Source organism: Psychrobium sp. 1_MG-2023, from assembly GCF_030689115.1.
Classification (GTDB): domain Bacteria; phylum Pseudomonadota; class Gammaproteobacteria; order Enterobacterales; family Psychrobiaceae; genus Psychrobium.
This window is the reverse complement of record NZ_JAUYVJ010000006.1, coordinates 85,005-100,649: the sequence shown is the minus strand read 5'-3', so window position 1 is coordinate 100,649 and position 15,645 is coordinate 85,005. Positions and strand designations below refer to the sequence as shown.

The 15,645-nt window shown below is 40.9% G+C and carries 14 protein-coding genes; 8 read left to right on the top strand and 6 right to left on the bottom strand.

Going from position 1 to position 15,645, the window contains the following annotated elements:
• Window positions 1–42 precede the first annotated feature (42 nt).
• Window positions 43–918, top strand: coding sequence for a TraB/GumN family protein (locus Q8W26_RS04815; protein ID WP_101213541.1), 876 nt, complete (start codon window positions 43–45; stop codon window positions 916–918).
• A 64-nt stretch (window positions 919–982) separates the two neighbouring features.
• Here the strand turns inward: Q8W26_RS04815 and Q8W26_RS04810 are convergent, their stop codons facing one another.
• On the bottom strand, window positions 983–2,260 hold the full coding sequence (locus Q8W26_RS04810) for an O-acetylhomoserine aminocarboxypropyltransferase/cysteine synthase family protein (RefSeq protein WP_101213542.1): 1,278 nt from the start codon (window positions 2,258–2,260) through the stop codon (window positions 983–985).
• A 128-nt stretch (window positions 2,261–2,388) separates the two neighbouring features.
• Window positions 2,389–4,320 carry a methyl-accepting chemotaxis protein gene (locus tag Q8W26_RS04805; RefSeq protein WP_101213543.1) on the bottom strand — a complete coding sequence of 644 codons (1,932 nt, stop codon included), beginning with the start codon at window positions 4,318–4,320 and terminating at the stop codon, window positions 2,389–2,391.
• A gap of 166 nt (window positions 4,321–4,486) precedes the next feature.
• Between Q8W26_RS04805 and Q8W26_RS04800 the strand changes: the two genes are divergently transcribed.
• Window positions 4,487–4,906, top strand: coding sequence for an HIT domain-containing protein (locus Q8W26_RS04800; protein WP_101213544.1), 420 nt, complete (start codon window positions 4,487–4,489; stop codon window positions 4,904–4,906).
• Here the strand turns inward: Q8W26_RS04800 and Q8W26_RS04795 are convergent.
• From Q8W26_RS04795 to Q8W26_RS04785, 3 genes are all read right to left on the bottom strand, one after another.
• A complete protein-coding gene (locus Q8W26_RS04795; protein ID WP_101213545.1) occupies window positions 4,880–5,656 on the bottom strand; it encodes an NRDE family protein in 777 nt (258 codons plus the stop codon). The genes Q8W26_RS04800 and Q8W26_RS04795 overlap by 27 nt on opposite strands.
• A gap of 14 nt (window positions 5,657–5,670) precedes the next feature.
• The gene (locus Q8W26_RS04790) at window positions 5,671–7,383 is read right to left on the bottom strand and encodes a permease (protein ID WP_101213546.1); all 1,713 of its coding nucleotides are present in this window, start codon (window positions 7,381–7,383) and stop codon (window positions 5,671–5,673) included.
• A gap of 107 nt (window positions 7,384–7,490) precedes the next feature.
• A complete protein-coding gene (locus Q8W26_RS04785; RefSeq protein WP_101213547.1) occupies window positions 7,491–8,546 on the bottom strand; it encodes a Gfo/Idh/MocA family oxidoreductase in 1,056 nt (351 codons plus the stop codon).
• A gap of 209 nt (window positions 8,547–8,755) precedes the next feature.
• On the opposite strand from Q8W26_RS04785, the gene Q8W26_RS04780 reads away from it, so the two are divergent.
• On the top strand, window positions 8,756–10,657 hold the full coding sequence (locus Q8W26_RS04780) for a hypothetical protein (RefSeq protein WP_101213548.1): 1,902 nt from the start codon (window positions 8,756–8,758) through the stop codon (window positions 10,655–10,657).
• On the opposite strand, the gene Q8W26_RS04775 is transcribed toward Q8W26_RS04780, so the two are convergent.
• Window positions 10,658–10,867 (bottom strand): DUF1289 domain-containing protein, encoded by a 210-nt coding sequence (locus Q8W26_RS04775; protein ID WP_101213549.1) that lies wholly within the window; start codon window positions 10,865–10,867, stop codon window positions 10,658–10,660.
• Between the two features lie 126 nt (window positions 10,868–10,993).
• On the opposite strand from Q8W26_RS04775, the gene Q8W26_RS04770 reads away from it, so the two are divergent.
• The 5 genes from Q8W26_RS04770 to Q8W26_RS04750 all read left to right on the top strand — a co-directional run bounded on the left by Q8W26_RS04770 (window position 10,994) and on the right by Q8W26_RS04750 (window position 15,643).
• Complete coding sequence (locus tag Q8W26_RS04770) at window positions 10,994–12,154, top strand: DUF418 domain-containing protein (RefSeq protein WP_101213550.1); 1,161 nt, start codon at window positions 10,994–10,996, stop codon at window positions 12,152–12,154.
• 166 nt (window positions 12,155–12,320) lie between these two features.
• Window positions 12,321–12,959 (top strand): 16S rRNA (guanine(527)-N(7))-methyltransferase RsmG, encoded by a 639-nt coding sequence (rsmG, locus tag Q8W26_RS04765; protein WP_305472486.1) that lies wholly within the window; start codon window positions 12,321–12,323, stop codon window positions 12,957–12,959.
• 57 nt (window positions 12,960–13,016) lie between these two features.
• A complete protein-coding gene (locus tag Q8W26_RS04760) occupies window positions 13,017–13,808 on the top strand; it encodes a ParA family protein (RefSeq protein WP_101213552.1) in 792 nt (263 codons plus the stop codon).
• A gap of 74 nt (window positions 13,809–13,882) precedes the next feature.
• Window positions 13,883–14,797 carry a ParB/RepB/Spo0J family partition protein gene (locus tag Q8W26_RS04755; protein WP_101213553.1) on the top strand — a complete coding sequence of 305 codons (915 nt, stop codon included), beginning with the start codon at window positions 13,883–13,885 and terminating at the stop codon, window positions 14,795–14,797.
• A 507-nt stretch (window positions 14,798–15,304) separates the two neighbouring features.
• A complete protein-coding gene (locus Q8W26_RS04750) occupies window positions 15,305–15,643 on the top strand; it encodes an ATP synthase subunit I (protein WP_370694262.1) in 339 nt (112 codons plus the stop codon).
• Window positions 15,644–15,645: the final 2 nt, after the last annotated feature.

Below are 15,645 nucleotides of genomic sequence, written 5' to 3'. Positions count from 1 at the left end.
CCAATTTACGCTTTAACCTCAAATAGACAATAAGGATATAAAATGATGAAACTGTTAATTAAACGCACAGGTCTACTGTTAGCCCTATGTTTACCATTGATTGCTCAGGCAAAAACATCGGTATGGCAAGTGACTAAAGGTGATAACACGATTTATATTGGGGGTACTGTACACATTTTACCAGCTGATGCCTTCCCACTACCGCCAGAGTTTAAGTATGCCTATGACCGCGCTGATAAAGTGGCTTTTGAAGTTGATATGAGTCTAATGAATCAGCCTGAAACACAACAAAAAATGCAGTCGGCGATGTTTATCGAAGAGAATAAAACATTAGCGAGTGTGATTAACCCTCAAGCATTAAGTGCTTTAGAAGCTTACGCTAAAGCCAATGGCCTACCATTTGCCAATCTACAACGATTAAAGCCTGCAATGATTTCTGTGATGATCTCGATGATGGAGATGAGAAAGTTAGGTGTCGCGGGTGAAGGGGTCGATGCTTTTTATGATAAGTTAGCCAAAAACGATGGCAAAGAGCGTTTATTTTTAGAATCAATAGATTTTCAAATTGAAACCTTATTATCTATGGGACAAGGGCAAGAAAGTGAACTGATTTTAATGACGTTAGAGCAAGTGAGTGATTATAAAACCATGCTTGACTCGATGCTTAAGGGTTGGCGAGAAGGTGATCACCAGTTAGTTGTGGATACAGTGATCAAGCCAGCGAAAGAGCAAAGCCCACAACTTTATCAGCAGTTGTTTGTTGAGCGAAACAATAACTGGATTGCACATATCGATAAAATGATGGCTGATAAACCTGTCGAGTTGGTATTAGTCGGAGCTGGACACTTGTATGGTAAAGAATCTGTTATTGAGTTGCTCAAGAATAAGGGCTATAAAATCAAACAATTGAACTTGTAAATGCATGCTTAGTCTATGTCATCAACAGCAAGAAGCTTTCACTAAAACTTCTTGCTGTTTAGTGTTAGCTTTGGCTCGCAACTAAAGCTTGTTCTATATCAGCAAGGATATCGTCGATGTGTTCAATACCAATAGATAATCTAACCATCTCTTGCTTAACACCTGTATTGGCCAACTCTTCAGGGCTTAATTGACGGTGAGTGGTGGATGCGGGGTGACAAGCAAGTGATTTTGCATCACCTATATTAACCAATCTCACAATGAGTTCTAAAGCGTCAATAAATTTCGCACCAGCTTGCTCGCCTCCTTTGATACCGAAGCTTAAGATACCACTGGTTTTTCCATTATAATATTTTTGCGCTAACGAATAATCAGCTGACGTTTCCAGTCCTGCATAGTTTACCCAGTCGACATTGTCGTGAGTAGATAAATACTGGGCAACCCGTTGCGCGTTTTCACAATGGCGTTCCATTCGTAATGAGAGGGTTTCTAAACCTTGCATTATTTGAAAGGCGTTAAATGGAGTGATGGCTGCTCCCATATTTCGTAATGGCACCACCCGAGCGCGCGCAATGAAAGCTGCTGCGCCAAAAGCTTCAACATAATTAACGCCATGATACGATGGGTCGGGCTCATTCAGTTGGGTAAAACGTTCGCTATTTTCACCCCAAGGGAAGTTACCTGAGTCAACAATGATACCGCCAATTGAGGTTCCGTGACCGCCAATATATTTGGTTAAGGAATGAATGATAATATCTGCCCCAAAACTAATAGGCTGTGATAATGCTGGAGTACCAACGGTGTGATCAACAACTAAAGGGACACCATGACGGTGAGCAATGGCTGCAAGTTGTTCTATATCGGCAATGTTCCCTGATGGGTTACCAATAGACTCACAGAATAAGGCTTTGGTGCTTTCATCGATTAACGCTTCAATTGCCGCGAAATCATCATGAGGAGCAAAACGTGTTTCAATGCCTTGCTTGGGTAAGGTATGAGCAAATAAGTTATAAGTACCACCGTACAATTTATCGATACTAACAATATTATCTCCGACACTCGCTAATGTTTGAATCGTTGCTGTAATCGCTGCCATTCCCGACGCCATTGCTAACGCAGCGATACCACCTTCAAGGGCTGCAACACGCTGTTCTAATACTGATTGAGTTGGGTTTCCAATACGGGTATAAATATTACCTTCAACTTTTAGATCAAATAAATCAGCGCCATGTTGAGTATTATCAAACGCATAACTAGACGTTTGATAGATAGGAACTGCGACTGCTTTAGTTGTTTGTTCTGGTGTATAACCGGCGTGAATAGCAAGGGTTTCTTTTTTCATATTCGTCTTCATCTGATGATTGATTGAATTTTATCCTAAACCTCAAGCCTAGGTTAAACAATATACAGAGAACATCAATGAGCTAAATTAAAACTAAAGTTGCATATTGAATGCTAATGATAGGGCCGCTATTCACATTGTAAGGTAGCAACGATTTGTTCGATTTGTTGCTCCAACTGTTGGTACATGGTTTGACTAATTGTGGCAGTATGCTCACTGGAATTTTTAATATTATCCATCAACAGGTCGAATTGTTTAATACTGCTGCGCTGTGCTGAAGCATTGTCGGCACCGCTTTGTGCTGCGCTCAGCGAAGAGTTAGTATGTGCACCAATTTGATTAGCCGTTTCAAGTAATTGACTCGATTTATTAAATTGCTCTTGAGAGGCTGCATTAATCTTTCTTATATCGCGTGAAAGGTGGTCGGAAGCGCTATTTAATTGACTAAAAATGAGTTGAATTTCACTGAGCGAACTTTGCGTTTTTAGCGATAACTGTCTAACCTCATCGGCAACAACGGCAAATCCTTTGCCTTGATTTCCTGCCCTAGCTGCTTCAATGGCAGCGTTAAGTGCGAGTAAATTCGTTTGATCGGCAATATTGCTAATAATCTCGACGATCGACGAAGCTTGGTGAACACTGTTGATTAATTGATTTATTGACAGCTGGCTATTATCAACAACCTCTGAGGACTGCTCAATCGTTGTCATGACTTGCTGTACGATATCATGACTCTGAACCATTGCTTCGGCAGTAAACTTAGCAGAGGATTGAATATTAATGGACGAACTGTCAACCTCATCAGCTAATGCTTTCACCTGAGCCATTAATGATTGGGCTCGCTCAACGCTTTCTACACCGCCATTAATATGCTGAATAACTTGCAAGAATTGTTGCAAAACCTCAGATAAACTGATTTGAACGGTAGTGAGCTGTTGTTGTTTCTTTTCTTCTGCTTGTAAAGATCGCTCAGTGAGTAAATTGAAATGTTTTGCAATGTCGCCTATTTCAGAGTCACTATTGGCCAAGTCGAGAGGTTGGCTATGATTACAGGCCACTAACTCCATAAACCCATTGTTTAGTTTTTTTAATTGTTTAACGATATATTTTCGCTGGAACCACCAAGATAAAAAGGCGAATGTGATCAGGATTATCGTTAGTATTATTGCTGCATATTGGGCCTGTTCTCGTTGATTCTGTGTGTTGTCCTGAAGCTCACGCTTTAATTGTTCAATCGCTTGCTCGATGGTTGTAATGGCTGTATTGAGTTGTTTTCTTGACTCGTTTTGTTGTTCTAAAATGGCCCTAGACTTTCTCATCTCTTGTGGGTAACGGGCAATTAAACTGGATAACTCGTCATAAAGCTCTTCCATTATATTTACCGGTTCGTCTTCTTCTAATAAGCTAATTTCATCGACTAAATTAATGGATACATTGTCCGTTGATAACTTAGAAATATTAGTGAGTTGATTAAGATACACAAGCTGTTGACTATTGAGCTCTTGAATATAGGCTAATGTCTGTTTATTCGTCTTTACGAAATAACGTTGGCGCTGTTGAGTTAATTTAAAAGTGATATCAACTAATGATAATAAGTTTTGTATCGATTGATTCTTTATCACTGATTGTTGTTCTATGGCTTGTATTTTTTTTATCAAACTAGTCAGGATTGCCACCTGTTCGGACTCTGAATGTTGTAATAATAATTGCCCTTGACCACTGAGTTTACCTGAGTCTCGATAATATGAATTTAGATCCTGTTTGAATTGCGCGATTAACTCTACAAAAAATGGGGAAACCGAGAGAGCTTTGACGTGGGGCTCTAAAGCGTCAAGCTCAACGGCAGCTAAAGATAGCTTAGTCGCGTCACCACTTTTTAAGTAATCAGCGAGGTGTAATTTTAATGATGTATTAAATTGTATGGCTACTTGCTGAAACTCGTTTTGCTTTGTTTGGTGTAGACCTATGGTATGAGAACCCCACCATAAGAGCAGACCCCAGCATGATGCTATAAAAAGAAGTGTTACTGAAGATAGTTTTGATACGTTGGCAATTTTCATTGTTGCCCAGTTTATTTAATGTTTATAGTGCCCATTAAATGTGATTTATGTGACCGATTGATGACAACTTAGTGACAATAAGATGATGGTTTAGAGGATACCTAGATGATTCAAGTTGGTATACTCTCGAGTCTAGATAACGATTGAACAATATTAGGGAGTAACCATGTTTACATTAGATGAACGCTTAGCAAACGATACTGTGATGTTGGGCGATTTTGAATTGTCACAGTTGTTATTAATGAATGATAAGCGCTACCCATGGTGTATTTTGGTACCAAAACGTAAAGACATTAATGAAATCTACCAGCTGTCTGAAGCAGAACAAAACCAGTTAAACCATGAGTCAGTACTATTAGGGCGCACCCTTATGGCTCTTTTTAAGGGGGACAGTTTAAATGTCGCCGCATTGGGCAATGTGGTTTCGCAGTTGCATGTTCACCATGTAGTAAGATTTCACGGCGACTCTTGTTGGCCTGGGCCTGTTTGGGGGGTTGGGCAAGCGATTTCCTATAGCGAATCAGAGTTAGATGAGCTGCAACAAAAAATCACGACCCCTTTACTCGGTAAGCTTGGTTTTCAATAAACTTATTTGCTGTTGAGAGATTTGCTGGCCAAGAGGGTTATAGCTAAATTCATGGCAAGAAATATTATCATCATTACGATAGAGCAATACAGAGGTGCTGCGCGTACCGTATTCATCACTCGTAATGAAAACTGATGATAGTAACCTCTCAAGCTCAATACTCACACCGGTGCTGGGTAACGCTTGATCTTCTGGGCGTTGACTGCAGGTCATTAAGTTAGCTAACTCGAGAGGGCTTGGGTGTTCTTGCTGAGATAGGTAGTGCTTTAGCATTTGTTTACCAGCAATGACTTTCGGCCAAGGGGTGTCAAGTTGAGCATTAGACAACCCGTGAATTCCTGGGGCTAAAGACTTAAATTCCAGCGTGTGACTATTAAAGACTTGTAGTTGTTCTAGGTTGCCAAACAAGAGGTTGTAACCATTATAATGATTGGCTGAAGAGCGCAATTGTAGCTTTTGTTCGGTGATCGGTAATGTACTTGTTAGAAAGTTGGTGACTAATTGGCCTCGGGAAATGACATCAGTCTTTATCGATTCTGGATCCCTAACATTGGTTAACGCTGCTATTTTGCCTTGCGCGGTAAAGCCAAACCAAGTTCCACCAGCAACTAAGTCCTTACCAGCAATAATCGATGAGTCAGGCCATTGGTGAAGTGCTTTGGTCGCTCGATGATGGAACTCATCACGGTTGGCAACAATAATCAGAGGATACTTTTTAGAGACTTGGTAGGCGACAAAAAGTATACACATGATGACCTCAAAGCTTAATGGTGATGCTTATGACTAAATAACTGCAAGTTGGGTAATAACTCAGAGACAAAGGCGCGAGCCCCTCGTCGCATTAATGACCACGAGACCAATACGAGAATAGTCCCTAAGCACAGCATTTCTAACAAACTAGGTTCACTATGATCTAAATGAATTAATTGTTCAAATGATATTCCAAAACTATGATCGACAAGCCATGCACACGTTAGCACTGCTAGAGGTAATAATAGTGTAAATAAGCCAGCCAGCTTAGTGCCATGTTCTTTGATAATAAAGCGTATTAACTCAATACTCACCGTCGGTCCGAGTAACATTAATACCAGCGCGCTGCCAGGGCTCCAGCCACTAACCAACATAGCTGCTGCCAGAGGTGTAATGCCTGTAGCACATAACCGGAAAGGCATTGCTATTGCCGCAATAATAAAAATGTCAAACCACTGAGCTGTATGCTCCCCAAACGTCAATAAGGTGGCGAGTACTAAACCGACTAAAATCCATGGTGCAGTATGATCAAGAAGGTGTTCATAGCCATGTCTTAATGCATGTTGTAAGCGGTTGGCAATATCTGCTTGTTTTGATTTTGGTTGAGGTGCCTTATATTGCACCCAATGAGAAAGTATCAATGCGAGAATAATGATGATCGTAACCGCTGCAGCCAAGCGAATGAACGTCATTTCAATGCCTAATAATGGAATAGACACTAATAGCGATTCAAACCCGAGGATTGGTGCAGAAATAAGAAAAGCTAACGCCATGGTCGAGTTGGCCCCTTGCTTTCTTAATAATTGATAAGCCTTAGTTGCATCGGGAATACAAAATGGCAAGGGTAAGCCTAGTAATGCACCGCGTAGGGTTTGTGACTTTGTTGGGCTATCAATTTGTAAGTGCAAAGGCTGGCTGTCGGAAAAGAGAAACTTGGTGACGCTAGACAAGGCATAAGCGAGCAATAAGAATGGTGCTAAGGTATATGCAAGCTCAACAAATAATTCAAACTGTTGATGAGCTAATTCACTTTCGTGTTCGTGTCCGGTCATCAATATGGCTAATAAACAAGCAAGCCCAATTAGCGATCCTACGCCGTCATAATGGGTTGTGGTGTGCTGGTGGCTACGGTGGTGCTCAGCATAAGGGCGATGGAAAACGACGTGCAGCACCGAGCCAGCAATAAAGCTTTCGATTAATGCAACCGTTAAAGGGCTAAAGCCAGGAAGCCATTGGCTCCCATAATAAGAACCTATTACAGTACCAATAGCCATCAAACTAAGAACGGATAATGCGACAAAGCTACCGAAATGTGGACGTAGTAACCACCACACGGTTAATCCAACGGGTAAGCGATGAGCGATGACAGCCACAATGAGGGTGAATTGATCAAAGTCCGGAGTTTCTGTTAAAACCGTACCATCAGTTAAGCTATGGAGCACAAGCCCTGACACACCAAGGATTAGGGTCGACTTATGAGTAAGTGCTGCAGCCTTATGAAATACACTTTCGGCAACACTTGGGCCTATTAAACCCAATAACACAAATAAAATACTCCATAGCCCAGCTGTCTCCATAGATTCAGGTAAAATATGAAAAATAACCAAGCCGCCGATGACAACAAAAATAAAGCCATCAAAGAGGTCGAGAATATTTGGTTTTTTAGCGGTATAGTTAAACAACATCGGGCCAATAAACAGGGCCACGAGGCTAATAAGCAGTATCATGTATGTTGTCGAGAGTATAATCGGGTTAACGCAATACTATAACATAGCACCTGTGGTGACTCTAGCGATAAAAAGTGGCTTACTAGCTTTTAAAAGCGAGCAACGTCTCATAAGTTGATAACTTTCTTTTGACTATTAGAACAGTTAGCAGCCTCAATAATCTTAACAACTTCAAGAGACATTTCGTGTGATACCGGTAGCGGACCTTGATGTCTCAGTGCTTCAAACATTAGGTTATAAAACTCTAAATAACACCCTTTTGGCGATGGGTATAATGTTTCTTCATTTTTGTCTTTAGTGTCTGTGTATAAAGAACCCCAATCTCCAATAGATTCAATCCCATACTTTTTATCATTAGGGCTTAAGCCATTTTTTAGCTGTTTATGTTGGGGGTCGGTACCTTGTTTGATATAGCTGCCGCTATCACCGTGTATCACGAAACGCGGCCCAGAGTGTTTCACCAACGAACTGCTGCGCAATTCTACTTTTAGCTTGTTATAGCTTAAGCGCAGATAAAAATTATCAGGCGCTTCAGCGCTAGGCCTCAGTGTGGATATTTCTGCAAAAATACTACGTGGCTTACCGAACAGAGTCAGCGCTTGCACGATTAAGTTAGGAGCTAACTCCCATAGCGCACCGCCATATTGAGGGTTATCGCGCCAATTGACTTGTACTGAGGGCCAAAAGCGATCGACACGTGCAGCATAGCTATGAATTGTGCCTAAACGATTCTCGTTTAATAGCTCTTTAATGGCTAAATAATCACAATCCCATAACCGATTATGGAACGTTGTCATTACGCAATTGCGCTGGTTAGCGATGCTGACCAGTTCTTCTATCTGAGCAGAGGAAAGCGCTAGCGGTTTCTCAACAATGATATGCTTGCTGGCTTCTAAAGCTTGCTTAGCAATACTGTAATGACAATTATTCGGGGTGGCAATGACAACAAGTTCGATGTCATTGTCATTTAAAATATCCACGACAGAACGCTGTTTGCAGCCCTGCGGTAAATTCAGTGATTGCGATGATTGATTGGTTGCAACAGCAACTAGCTCGAAGTGTTCATTGGCATTGATTAATGGCTGGTGAAGCATTTGCCCAGAGGTTCCATAACCGATGATAGCGGTTCGAACCGTCTGTAACTGTCTAGTTAATTGAGTCATTAATCAATTCCTATCCTAGGGCGTATTTGAATTGGGCTGGTAAAATTACCTCAGTTTTCCCTGTGACGTTTTGATCTTTATCAAGAGGAATAATGCTAAAGCCCTTAGTTGACCTATTCTATTGGTCTAATGTGTTGTTTAAACGTTGCTAATATTGTATTTTATTACGCAATTATTTTTTTATTATCATCACGATAGGAGTTGTATCGATGGCGTATGATTTTGGATCGGCTGGGTTAGGAATTAATAACCCATTTAAGAAAGAAGGGACGATTAGAGCTATCGGTGGCGCGGCCATTGCTGCTCTTGGTCTTTTCAGTATTTTTAAGACAACATCGATAATCGAGCAAGATATAGTTCAAGCGTGGGTTTATGCGCTTGTTGGTTTGTTCTTACTTGTTGCGGGCCTACGACGTGCCGGTAGCGGGATCTTTTATTTATTTAAGTTTTTTGTCGGCCGTTCAGTACCCTCATCTCTCGCATTTAATAAAACGCCAAGTGAAGCCGATAATGCGAAGCAAGAGTTAAAATCTAAATCACTGGCTTATGACTCTTCGACGCTAGAATCAATGCTAATGGGGCGTAAAAATACAACCTTTACGGAACCTATGGGTTGGATGGGGCGCTTTGTTCATTCTATTTTTCCAAAACTAATTTTCTTGCCTTACCCGATTCGTAATATCTTACAAGAAGTAGTTTCTGTCTTGGCGACAACGTTAATCGCGTTTATCGCTTTTGGTTTAACTTACTTCGTGTCATCGAGTGGCCTTGCTGGCCAAGCCGGACATATCATTATTCCCGCATTTTCCATTCTGTTATTAATCTATTTAGTATCAGCATGGCGCAGTGCGGCCAATGCCGTACGCATTGATCGCGTTAAAGTGTTGCACAGCGCCGGAGCTGCTAGTATTGCTAAGGTATTAACCTTTTCAATTGTCTTTCCTGTGGTTATTGGCTTTGGTTATCAATATTTGAGTCCACAATTTGGTCAAGATGATCAACTGACTCAAATTTTTTCTGAAGCACAATTATTCTCTGCTTGGCCAAGTTTAGTGATTCTTTTGGTACTAGGAGCGATAGCTAGCTGTTTGGTGTTATATATGGTGGCTGTGCGCACTAAAGCGGCTAAGCCTGTTACTGAAGTGAGTGAGTTTAGAGAGAACTTACAAGAGTCGGTTCACCCAAATGAAATCTTTATCAATATCGAAAATATTGTGCTTGCGAACCGCCGTTTTAAAGAGATACCGAATCGTACCTATCGTGCATTTGAACCTCAGCTTGAAGAGCAGAGTCAAGGTAAAGGGTCGTTTTCTGGTGAGTTATTAATTGAAACACAGCCTGAGTTTAAAGAAGTTGAACAGCCTGCACCATTTAAGTCTGCACGCTTAGCATCGACCATCGCTGGTCAAATATTGCTAGTTATCGGTGCATTCTTATTTTTCTCACTAGCGGATCAAATTGGTTTAGCAATTGAGTTTGTGAAGAACGTTATGGCTAACCCTCCTGTTTCATCAGGCCATAGTCAGTTTGTTGAACAAATGCAAAGCGTGATTGGGCAAGGCTCTATTCTTGGCGTTGGTATGATCAGTACGCTGTTCTTATGGCAAATTGTTTCAACCATTGGTCGCATGTTGGAAAACTTTTCTAATGTGTTTTGGTCAGAGCTGAAGTTTGAATCATTACTTATGTATATTAAAACGGAAGGAACGTTCTCGGAATCAAAAGTGTCGACAGGTATGTCGATTCATGATTCAACCCGTAGTGAGAATGTGGTGGTTAAATCATCAATCACTCCTTGGGTTGTGAGTTCACGTATTGAAACGAGCACTTTTGCAACCGCTGGTAGCCAAAACGTTGAAATGCCGCGTTATGTGATGTCGATGACAAAGAATGATGGCGAGCTGCAAGAGATTATCAATGAAATTAGAGATTTCTTAAAGGCGCGTGAAAATATCGCTGGATTCACTAACACGGCTGACTTACAACATGCAGAAAATATCTTAAAAGTGAATGAAGCATCTCGTTATAACCCGAACCAACTGGGTTTAACGGAAGAGGAAAAAGCGGCGGGTTTATTGCGTAATGAACAAGCTCAAGATCATGAGCCATAATCACTTTTTAAACTGATGTAAATTAGTTTTATCATATTTTTGTTGTTGACGAACCTGGCACCGTTTTAAGGTGCCAGTTTTTTGCTCATCAGACATTGAATGCCAACCTAAAATTTCGTCCAGCGTCCTAAAACAACCTAAGCAAGTGTCTTGTTCATCTAAGCAACAATTACTTACACATGGATTATTTACTTTGAAGTTGCTTATCATCTATTATCTCTTATTGGTTCAATAGCTCTATTTGATGTGCGTATCTATCTAATATTATTGATTTTTTAGTTGAGTGCTCACATGCAAATTACTTTTAATTAAGTATAGACCGAAAACGGGGAAATCATGGAAAGTCCTAATCGTATCGCCAGTTTAGATCTCCTTCGAGGGATCGCTATTCTTGGTATTTTATTTATGAATATTGTTGCCTTTGGCGCTCCCGAAATTGCGTATATTAGTCCTGCATGGCTCGGTGAAATATCCTTAGGCGACAAACTTGCTTACTCAGGGCAGTTCATTTTTGCCAATGCTCGATTTATCAGCCTATTTTGTATTTTGTTTGGCGCGGGTTTGGTACTTTACTGGCAAAAGCTTGAACAAAAAAATATAGCACCGTTGCCTATTCTTAAAACACGCCTTCACTGGTTGCTCCTGTTCGGCTCACTCCACTTAACTATATTATTCTTCGGTGATATTTTATTAACCTACGCAATTTGCGGCTTAATCGTGCTGAATAAGGTGTTATGGACACAAGAAAAGTTGATGAGGAACGCGATAATCTATTTAACCGTTGGCTTTGTTCTTTTCACTGGTGTTGCTGCGTTAATGTTGTTGCCCTCCCCAGATGAGGAAATTTTCCCGCTGGTGTTAACAGAAGCTAAAGCTGCTGTTGAAATCGCTAACGCCACAGGCTCTTTCATTGAGATGATATTTTATAATCTGGCATATGGCGTACCATTAGTACTCGGTTTAGTTTTGTTATTCTGGTTTGTCGGTGGCTTGATGCTGTTAGGGATGGCTTTGTTGAAAAATGGTTTTTTTGAGCGCGGCTTTAGTAATAAATTAGAAGTAGTATTAATTGTTAGCGGTTTGATATTGAGCGCTACTCAATTAAGCTTTATCTGGCAAACGGACTTCCTCTCAGCCTTCTTTCTATTACTGCCTGTGAATCAGCTTGCTGCAATCTTTATTACCCTAGGCGTTTCGTCACGATTAATTAAGATGGTGACAGCTAATAATCAGCTGCTCTTGCCGTTACAGTATGCAGGTAAAATGGCATTTAGCTTGTACATCTTCCAGTCTATAGTAATGACGCTACTATTTAGAGTCTTTATGCCGGAGCTGTTTGGCGCGCTTTCTCGCACTGAATTACTTGGAGTCGCTCTAGTAATGACTATAATACAGCTTGTTATTGCAACGTTTTGGCAAACTAAGATTGGACAAGGGCCTCTGGAAAAAATCTGGCGAAGACTCATTGCGAAAAAATTAAATGCACAGGCTGCCTAAATAACCGCAGACATACTCCCTTACCGACTCTGTAAGCTATTAATGAGAAAACAGCTGTCAGAGTCACTAAGGAGCTATAAAAGTAACCTTAATCGCATATCCTGCTTGGCTCATGGCCTAATTCAATATAAAATTATCGGCTTATTTTAATATTGGGATACTCGCTGTGTTAGCTCAACAATTGCAACGCCTTATTAATGACAGTCAGTTGTCTGTTTCTGAACCTCACCAGCAACAGCTTGTTCAACTTGTCGAGCTGCTTAATAAGTGGAATAAGGCCTATAACCTAACATCAGTACGAAATCCAAGTGAGATGCTAGTTAAGCATATAATGGACAGTATTGTTGTCTCTCCTCATCTTGATGGCCATTGTTTTATTGATGTTGGCACAGGACCTGGTTTACCGGGCTTACCATTAGCGATTCTAAATCCTGACAAACAGTTTTATTTACTCGATAGTTTAGGTAAACGCATTCGCTTTATTAAGCAAGTCGTACATGAGTTAGGTTTAAAAAATGTTACGCCAATTCAATCACGTGTTGAAGAGTTTACGCCAGCAAATGATGAATGGCCGCAGCAGGGCTTTGATGGTGTGCTGAGTCGTGCATTTGCATCACTAGACGACATGTTAGATTGGTGTCATCATTTACCTAATCAGCAGGGCAAATTTTACGCGTTGAAAGGGGTCATCCCACAAGCAGAGCTCGATCATTTACGAGAGGGCCTGTCGTTGGATGTTATTCATCAATTAGTCGTGCCTGAACTAGAAGGTGAACGTCATTTAGTCATTATTCAGCAAGACTAGTGATACTATAAAGGCTCTGTTAGTAAATACAGGCATTAACCAATTAAGGGAACGATCGTGGCAAAAGTTATTGCAGTAGCGAATCAAAAAGGCGGTGTGGGTAAAACGACCACCGCAGTGAATTTAGCAGCATCTTTAGCGGCAACGCGTCGTAAGGTGCTCTTGATCGATCTTGACCCTCAAGGCAATGCGACTATGGGCAGTGGTGTTGATAAATATGAAGTGGCCACCACTGTTTATGACTTATTAGTCGATGAAATGCCTGTTGAAGAAGTGATTGTAAAAGACACTAATGGTCATTATGACTTAATCGCAGCTAATGCTGATGTGACAGCAGCTGAAATCAAGTTAATTGAGTTTTTTGCCAGAGAGGTACGTTTAAAAAACGGCCTGAAGCCTGTGTTAGATCATTACGACTATGTTTTTATTGACTGTCCTCCGGCTCTTAATTTATTAACGATTAATGCCATGTCTGCCGCCGATAGCGTATTAGTACCAATGCAGTGTGAGTATTTTGCATTGGAAGGATTAACAGCACTGGTGGATACGATTAGTAAGCTTGCGGCAGTGGTTAATCCCGACCTTACTATCGAAGGTATCTTACGCACTATGTATGATCCGCGTAATCGATTAGCTAACGATGTTTCAGATCAGTTAAAACAGCACTTTGGCGACAAAGTGTATCGTACCGTTATTCCTCGCAATGTGCGTCTTGCCGAGGCGCCTAGCTTTGGTGCGCCTGCGATGTATTATGATAAATCGTCAACTGGCGCTAAGGCTTATTTAGCGCTTGCCGGTGAAATGATCCGCAGGGCTGAACAAGAACCGACAGAACCTTTAGCCAGTTAAGCTAAATTGACCCAGATTATGATGAGGTCATCGCCTGATGGGCTTATCGACATAAAAAAGAGTAAAAGAATCACATGTCATTAAAAAAACGCGGTTTAGGCAAAGGATTAGATGCCTTATTAAGTACGAGTAATACAGCTCGTACCAAGCAAATTAAGCAAGATGTAGAACAGGCACCTGTAAAAGAGCAAATCAGTGCAGAAAAAGGTGAGTTACAGCAGCTACCGATCGAGTTTCTCCAGCCGGGTGTATATCAACCACGTAAAGACATGTCTTCAGATGCACTTGATGAGTTAGCGAGTTCGATTAAGGCCCAAGGTATTATTCAGCCCATTTTAGTCCGTCAAGTCGGTGAAGATAAGTATGAAATCATCGCAGGTGAACGTCGTTGGCGTGCCGCTCAACTCGCTCAGTTAACCGAGGTGCCTTGTTTGGTTAAGGACGTTGATGATCGCGCTACGGTTGCGATTGCGTTAATTGAAAACATCCAGCGTGAAGATCTAAACGCCATGGAAGAAGCGGTTGCTTTAGATCGCTTAATCAATGAATTTGAATTAACCCATCAGCAGGTTGCTGAAGAAGTCGGTAAATCGCGCACCACGGTAAGTAACTTATTACGCTTAAATACTCTTAATGACGATGTAAAGCTGCTGTTAGAGCGTGGAGACATTGATATGGGGCATGCTCGAGCTTTATTAGGTTTATCAGGCGAACTACAAAGCGATAATGCACGAGTTGTTGCGGATAAGAACTTGAGTGTGCGTGAGACTGAGAGACTGGTTCAAAAAGCTTTAAAAGGCACTCCAGAGAAGAAAGAGAAGACCTTAGATCCAAACATTGCTAGTTTACAACAGCGCTTGAGTGAGCACCTTGGCGCTAAAGTTGCGATCAATGACAACGGTAAGGGTAAGGGCAAGATGGTTATCTCTTACACTACGCTCGACGAGTTAGATGGCTTATTGGGTCATATTGGGATTAGCCACGAGTAACTGACCATGAAATAGCCTCTGTAATATTTCTTCTTCATTTGAGAAATAATTACAGGGGGCGCACTTCAATTTCCTTCCTCTTTTTAAATCATTTAAGCATAAAAAAAACGATAAATGTGATTAAAGGTAATAAGAACAGTCTATTTTTTTGGCAGTTTTTTCCATCGATTTAATAAAAAAGAATCATTATTAGACTAATTGGTTAATTATCCAGCGATAGCGAAATGTACAAATATGTATTTTATTTTTATAGGCAACACTATATAGGGGATCTGTTCCCTCTTTAGTCTGATTTTATGTATTATTATGTCAAAATGCCGTTGTTTCAGTTGCAAAATTAAGTAGAAAACGTATACTTCTCATCGCTTTTTTCGGCGCGATTTTTTGAGTTATCTCTTGGATTTTAAGAGTCGTAGCTCACCACTAAAATAAGCAGGTTGCGGAGTAAGTAAATTGGTCAACAAACTGGCTCGTCATGGGCGTTCAACGGCTTACAAGTTGATTCTCATGCAAACATTGGCAGTCTTGGCGGCTTCATTTTTTTTCTTCCTGGCAAATGGAACGAAAGCAGGTTATTCAGCCCTTTGTGGTGGAATCATCTCCATAGTTCCAAATTTTGTATTTGCCTCCTTAGCTTTTCGCAATGCCGGAGCGAGCGCTGCTAAAGAAGTTTTAACTGATTTCTTTAAAGGCGAGGCACTCAAGCTTGTTTTAGTGATAGTGCTGTTTTGGGTGGTGTTTAAGACTTTGGACGTGATTTATTTGCCACTATTCGTTACATACGCTTTGGCAATAGTTCTCCATTGGTTATCACCATTAATTTTTAAATCCAAAAAAGTGGGATAGAC

What these genes read in the sequence shown, in the direction of transcription:
- Q8W26_RS04770 (WP_101213550.1), top strand. Translation starts at nt 10,994, where the DNA reads ATGGAAAGTCCTAATCGTATCGCCAGTTTAGATCTCCTTCGAGGGATC.
- Q8W26_RS04790 (WP_101213546.1), bottom strand. Translation starts at nt 7,383, where the DNA reads ATGATACTGCTTATTAGCCTCGTGGCCCTGTTTATTGGCCCGATGTTG.
- Q8W26_RS04815 (WP_101213541.1), top strand. Translation starts at nt 43, where the DNA reads ATGATGAAACTGTTAATTAAACGCACAGGTCTACTGTTAGCCCTATGT.
- Q8W26_RS04795 (WP_101213545.1), bottom strand. Translation starts at nt 5,656, where the DNA reads ATGTGTATACTTTTTGTCGCCTACCAAGTCTCTAAAAAGTATCCTCTG.
- Q8W26_RS04810 (WP_101213542.1), bottom strand. Translation starts at nt 2,260, where the DNA reads ATGAAAAAAGAAACCCTTGCTATTCACGCCGGTTATACACCAGAACAA.
- Q8W26_RS04785 (WP_101213547.1), bottom strand. Translation starts at nt 8,546, where the DNA reads ATGACTCAATTAACTAGACAGTTACAGACGGTTCGAACCGCTATCATC.
- Q8W26_RS04805 (WP_101213543.1), bottom strand. Translation starts at nt 4,320, where the DNA reads ATGAAAATTGCCAACGTATCAAAACTATCTTCAGTAACACTTCTTTTT.
- Q8W26_RS04750 (WP_370694262.1), top strand. Translation starts at nt 15,305, where the DNA reads ATGCAAACATTGGCAGTCTTGGCGGCTTCATTTTTTTTCTTCCTGGCA.
- Q8W26_RS04775 (WP_101213549.1), bottom strand. Translation starts at nt 10,867, where the DNA reads ATGATAAGCAACTTCAAAGTAAATAATCCATGTGTAAGTAATTGTTGC.
- Q8W26_RS04755 (WP_101213553.1), top strand. Translation starts at nt 13,883, where the DNA reads ATGTCATTAAAAAAACGCGGTTTAGGCAAAGGATTAGATGCCTTATTA.
- Q8W26_RS04780 (WP_101213548.1), top strand. Translation starts at nt 8,756, where the DNA reads ATGGCGTATGATTTTGGATCGGCTGGGTTAGGAATTAATAACCCATTT.
- Q8W26_RS04800 (WP_101213544.1), top strand. Translation starts at nt 4,487, where the DNA reads ATGTTTACATTAGATGAACGCTTAGCAAACGATACTGTGATGTTGGGC.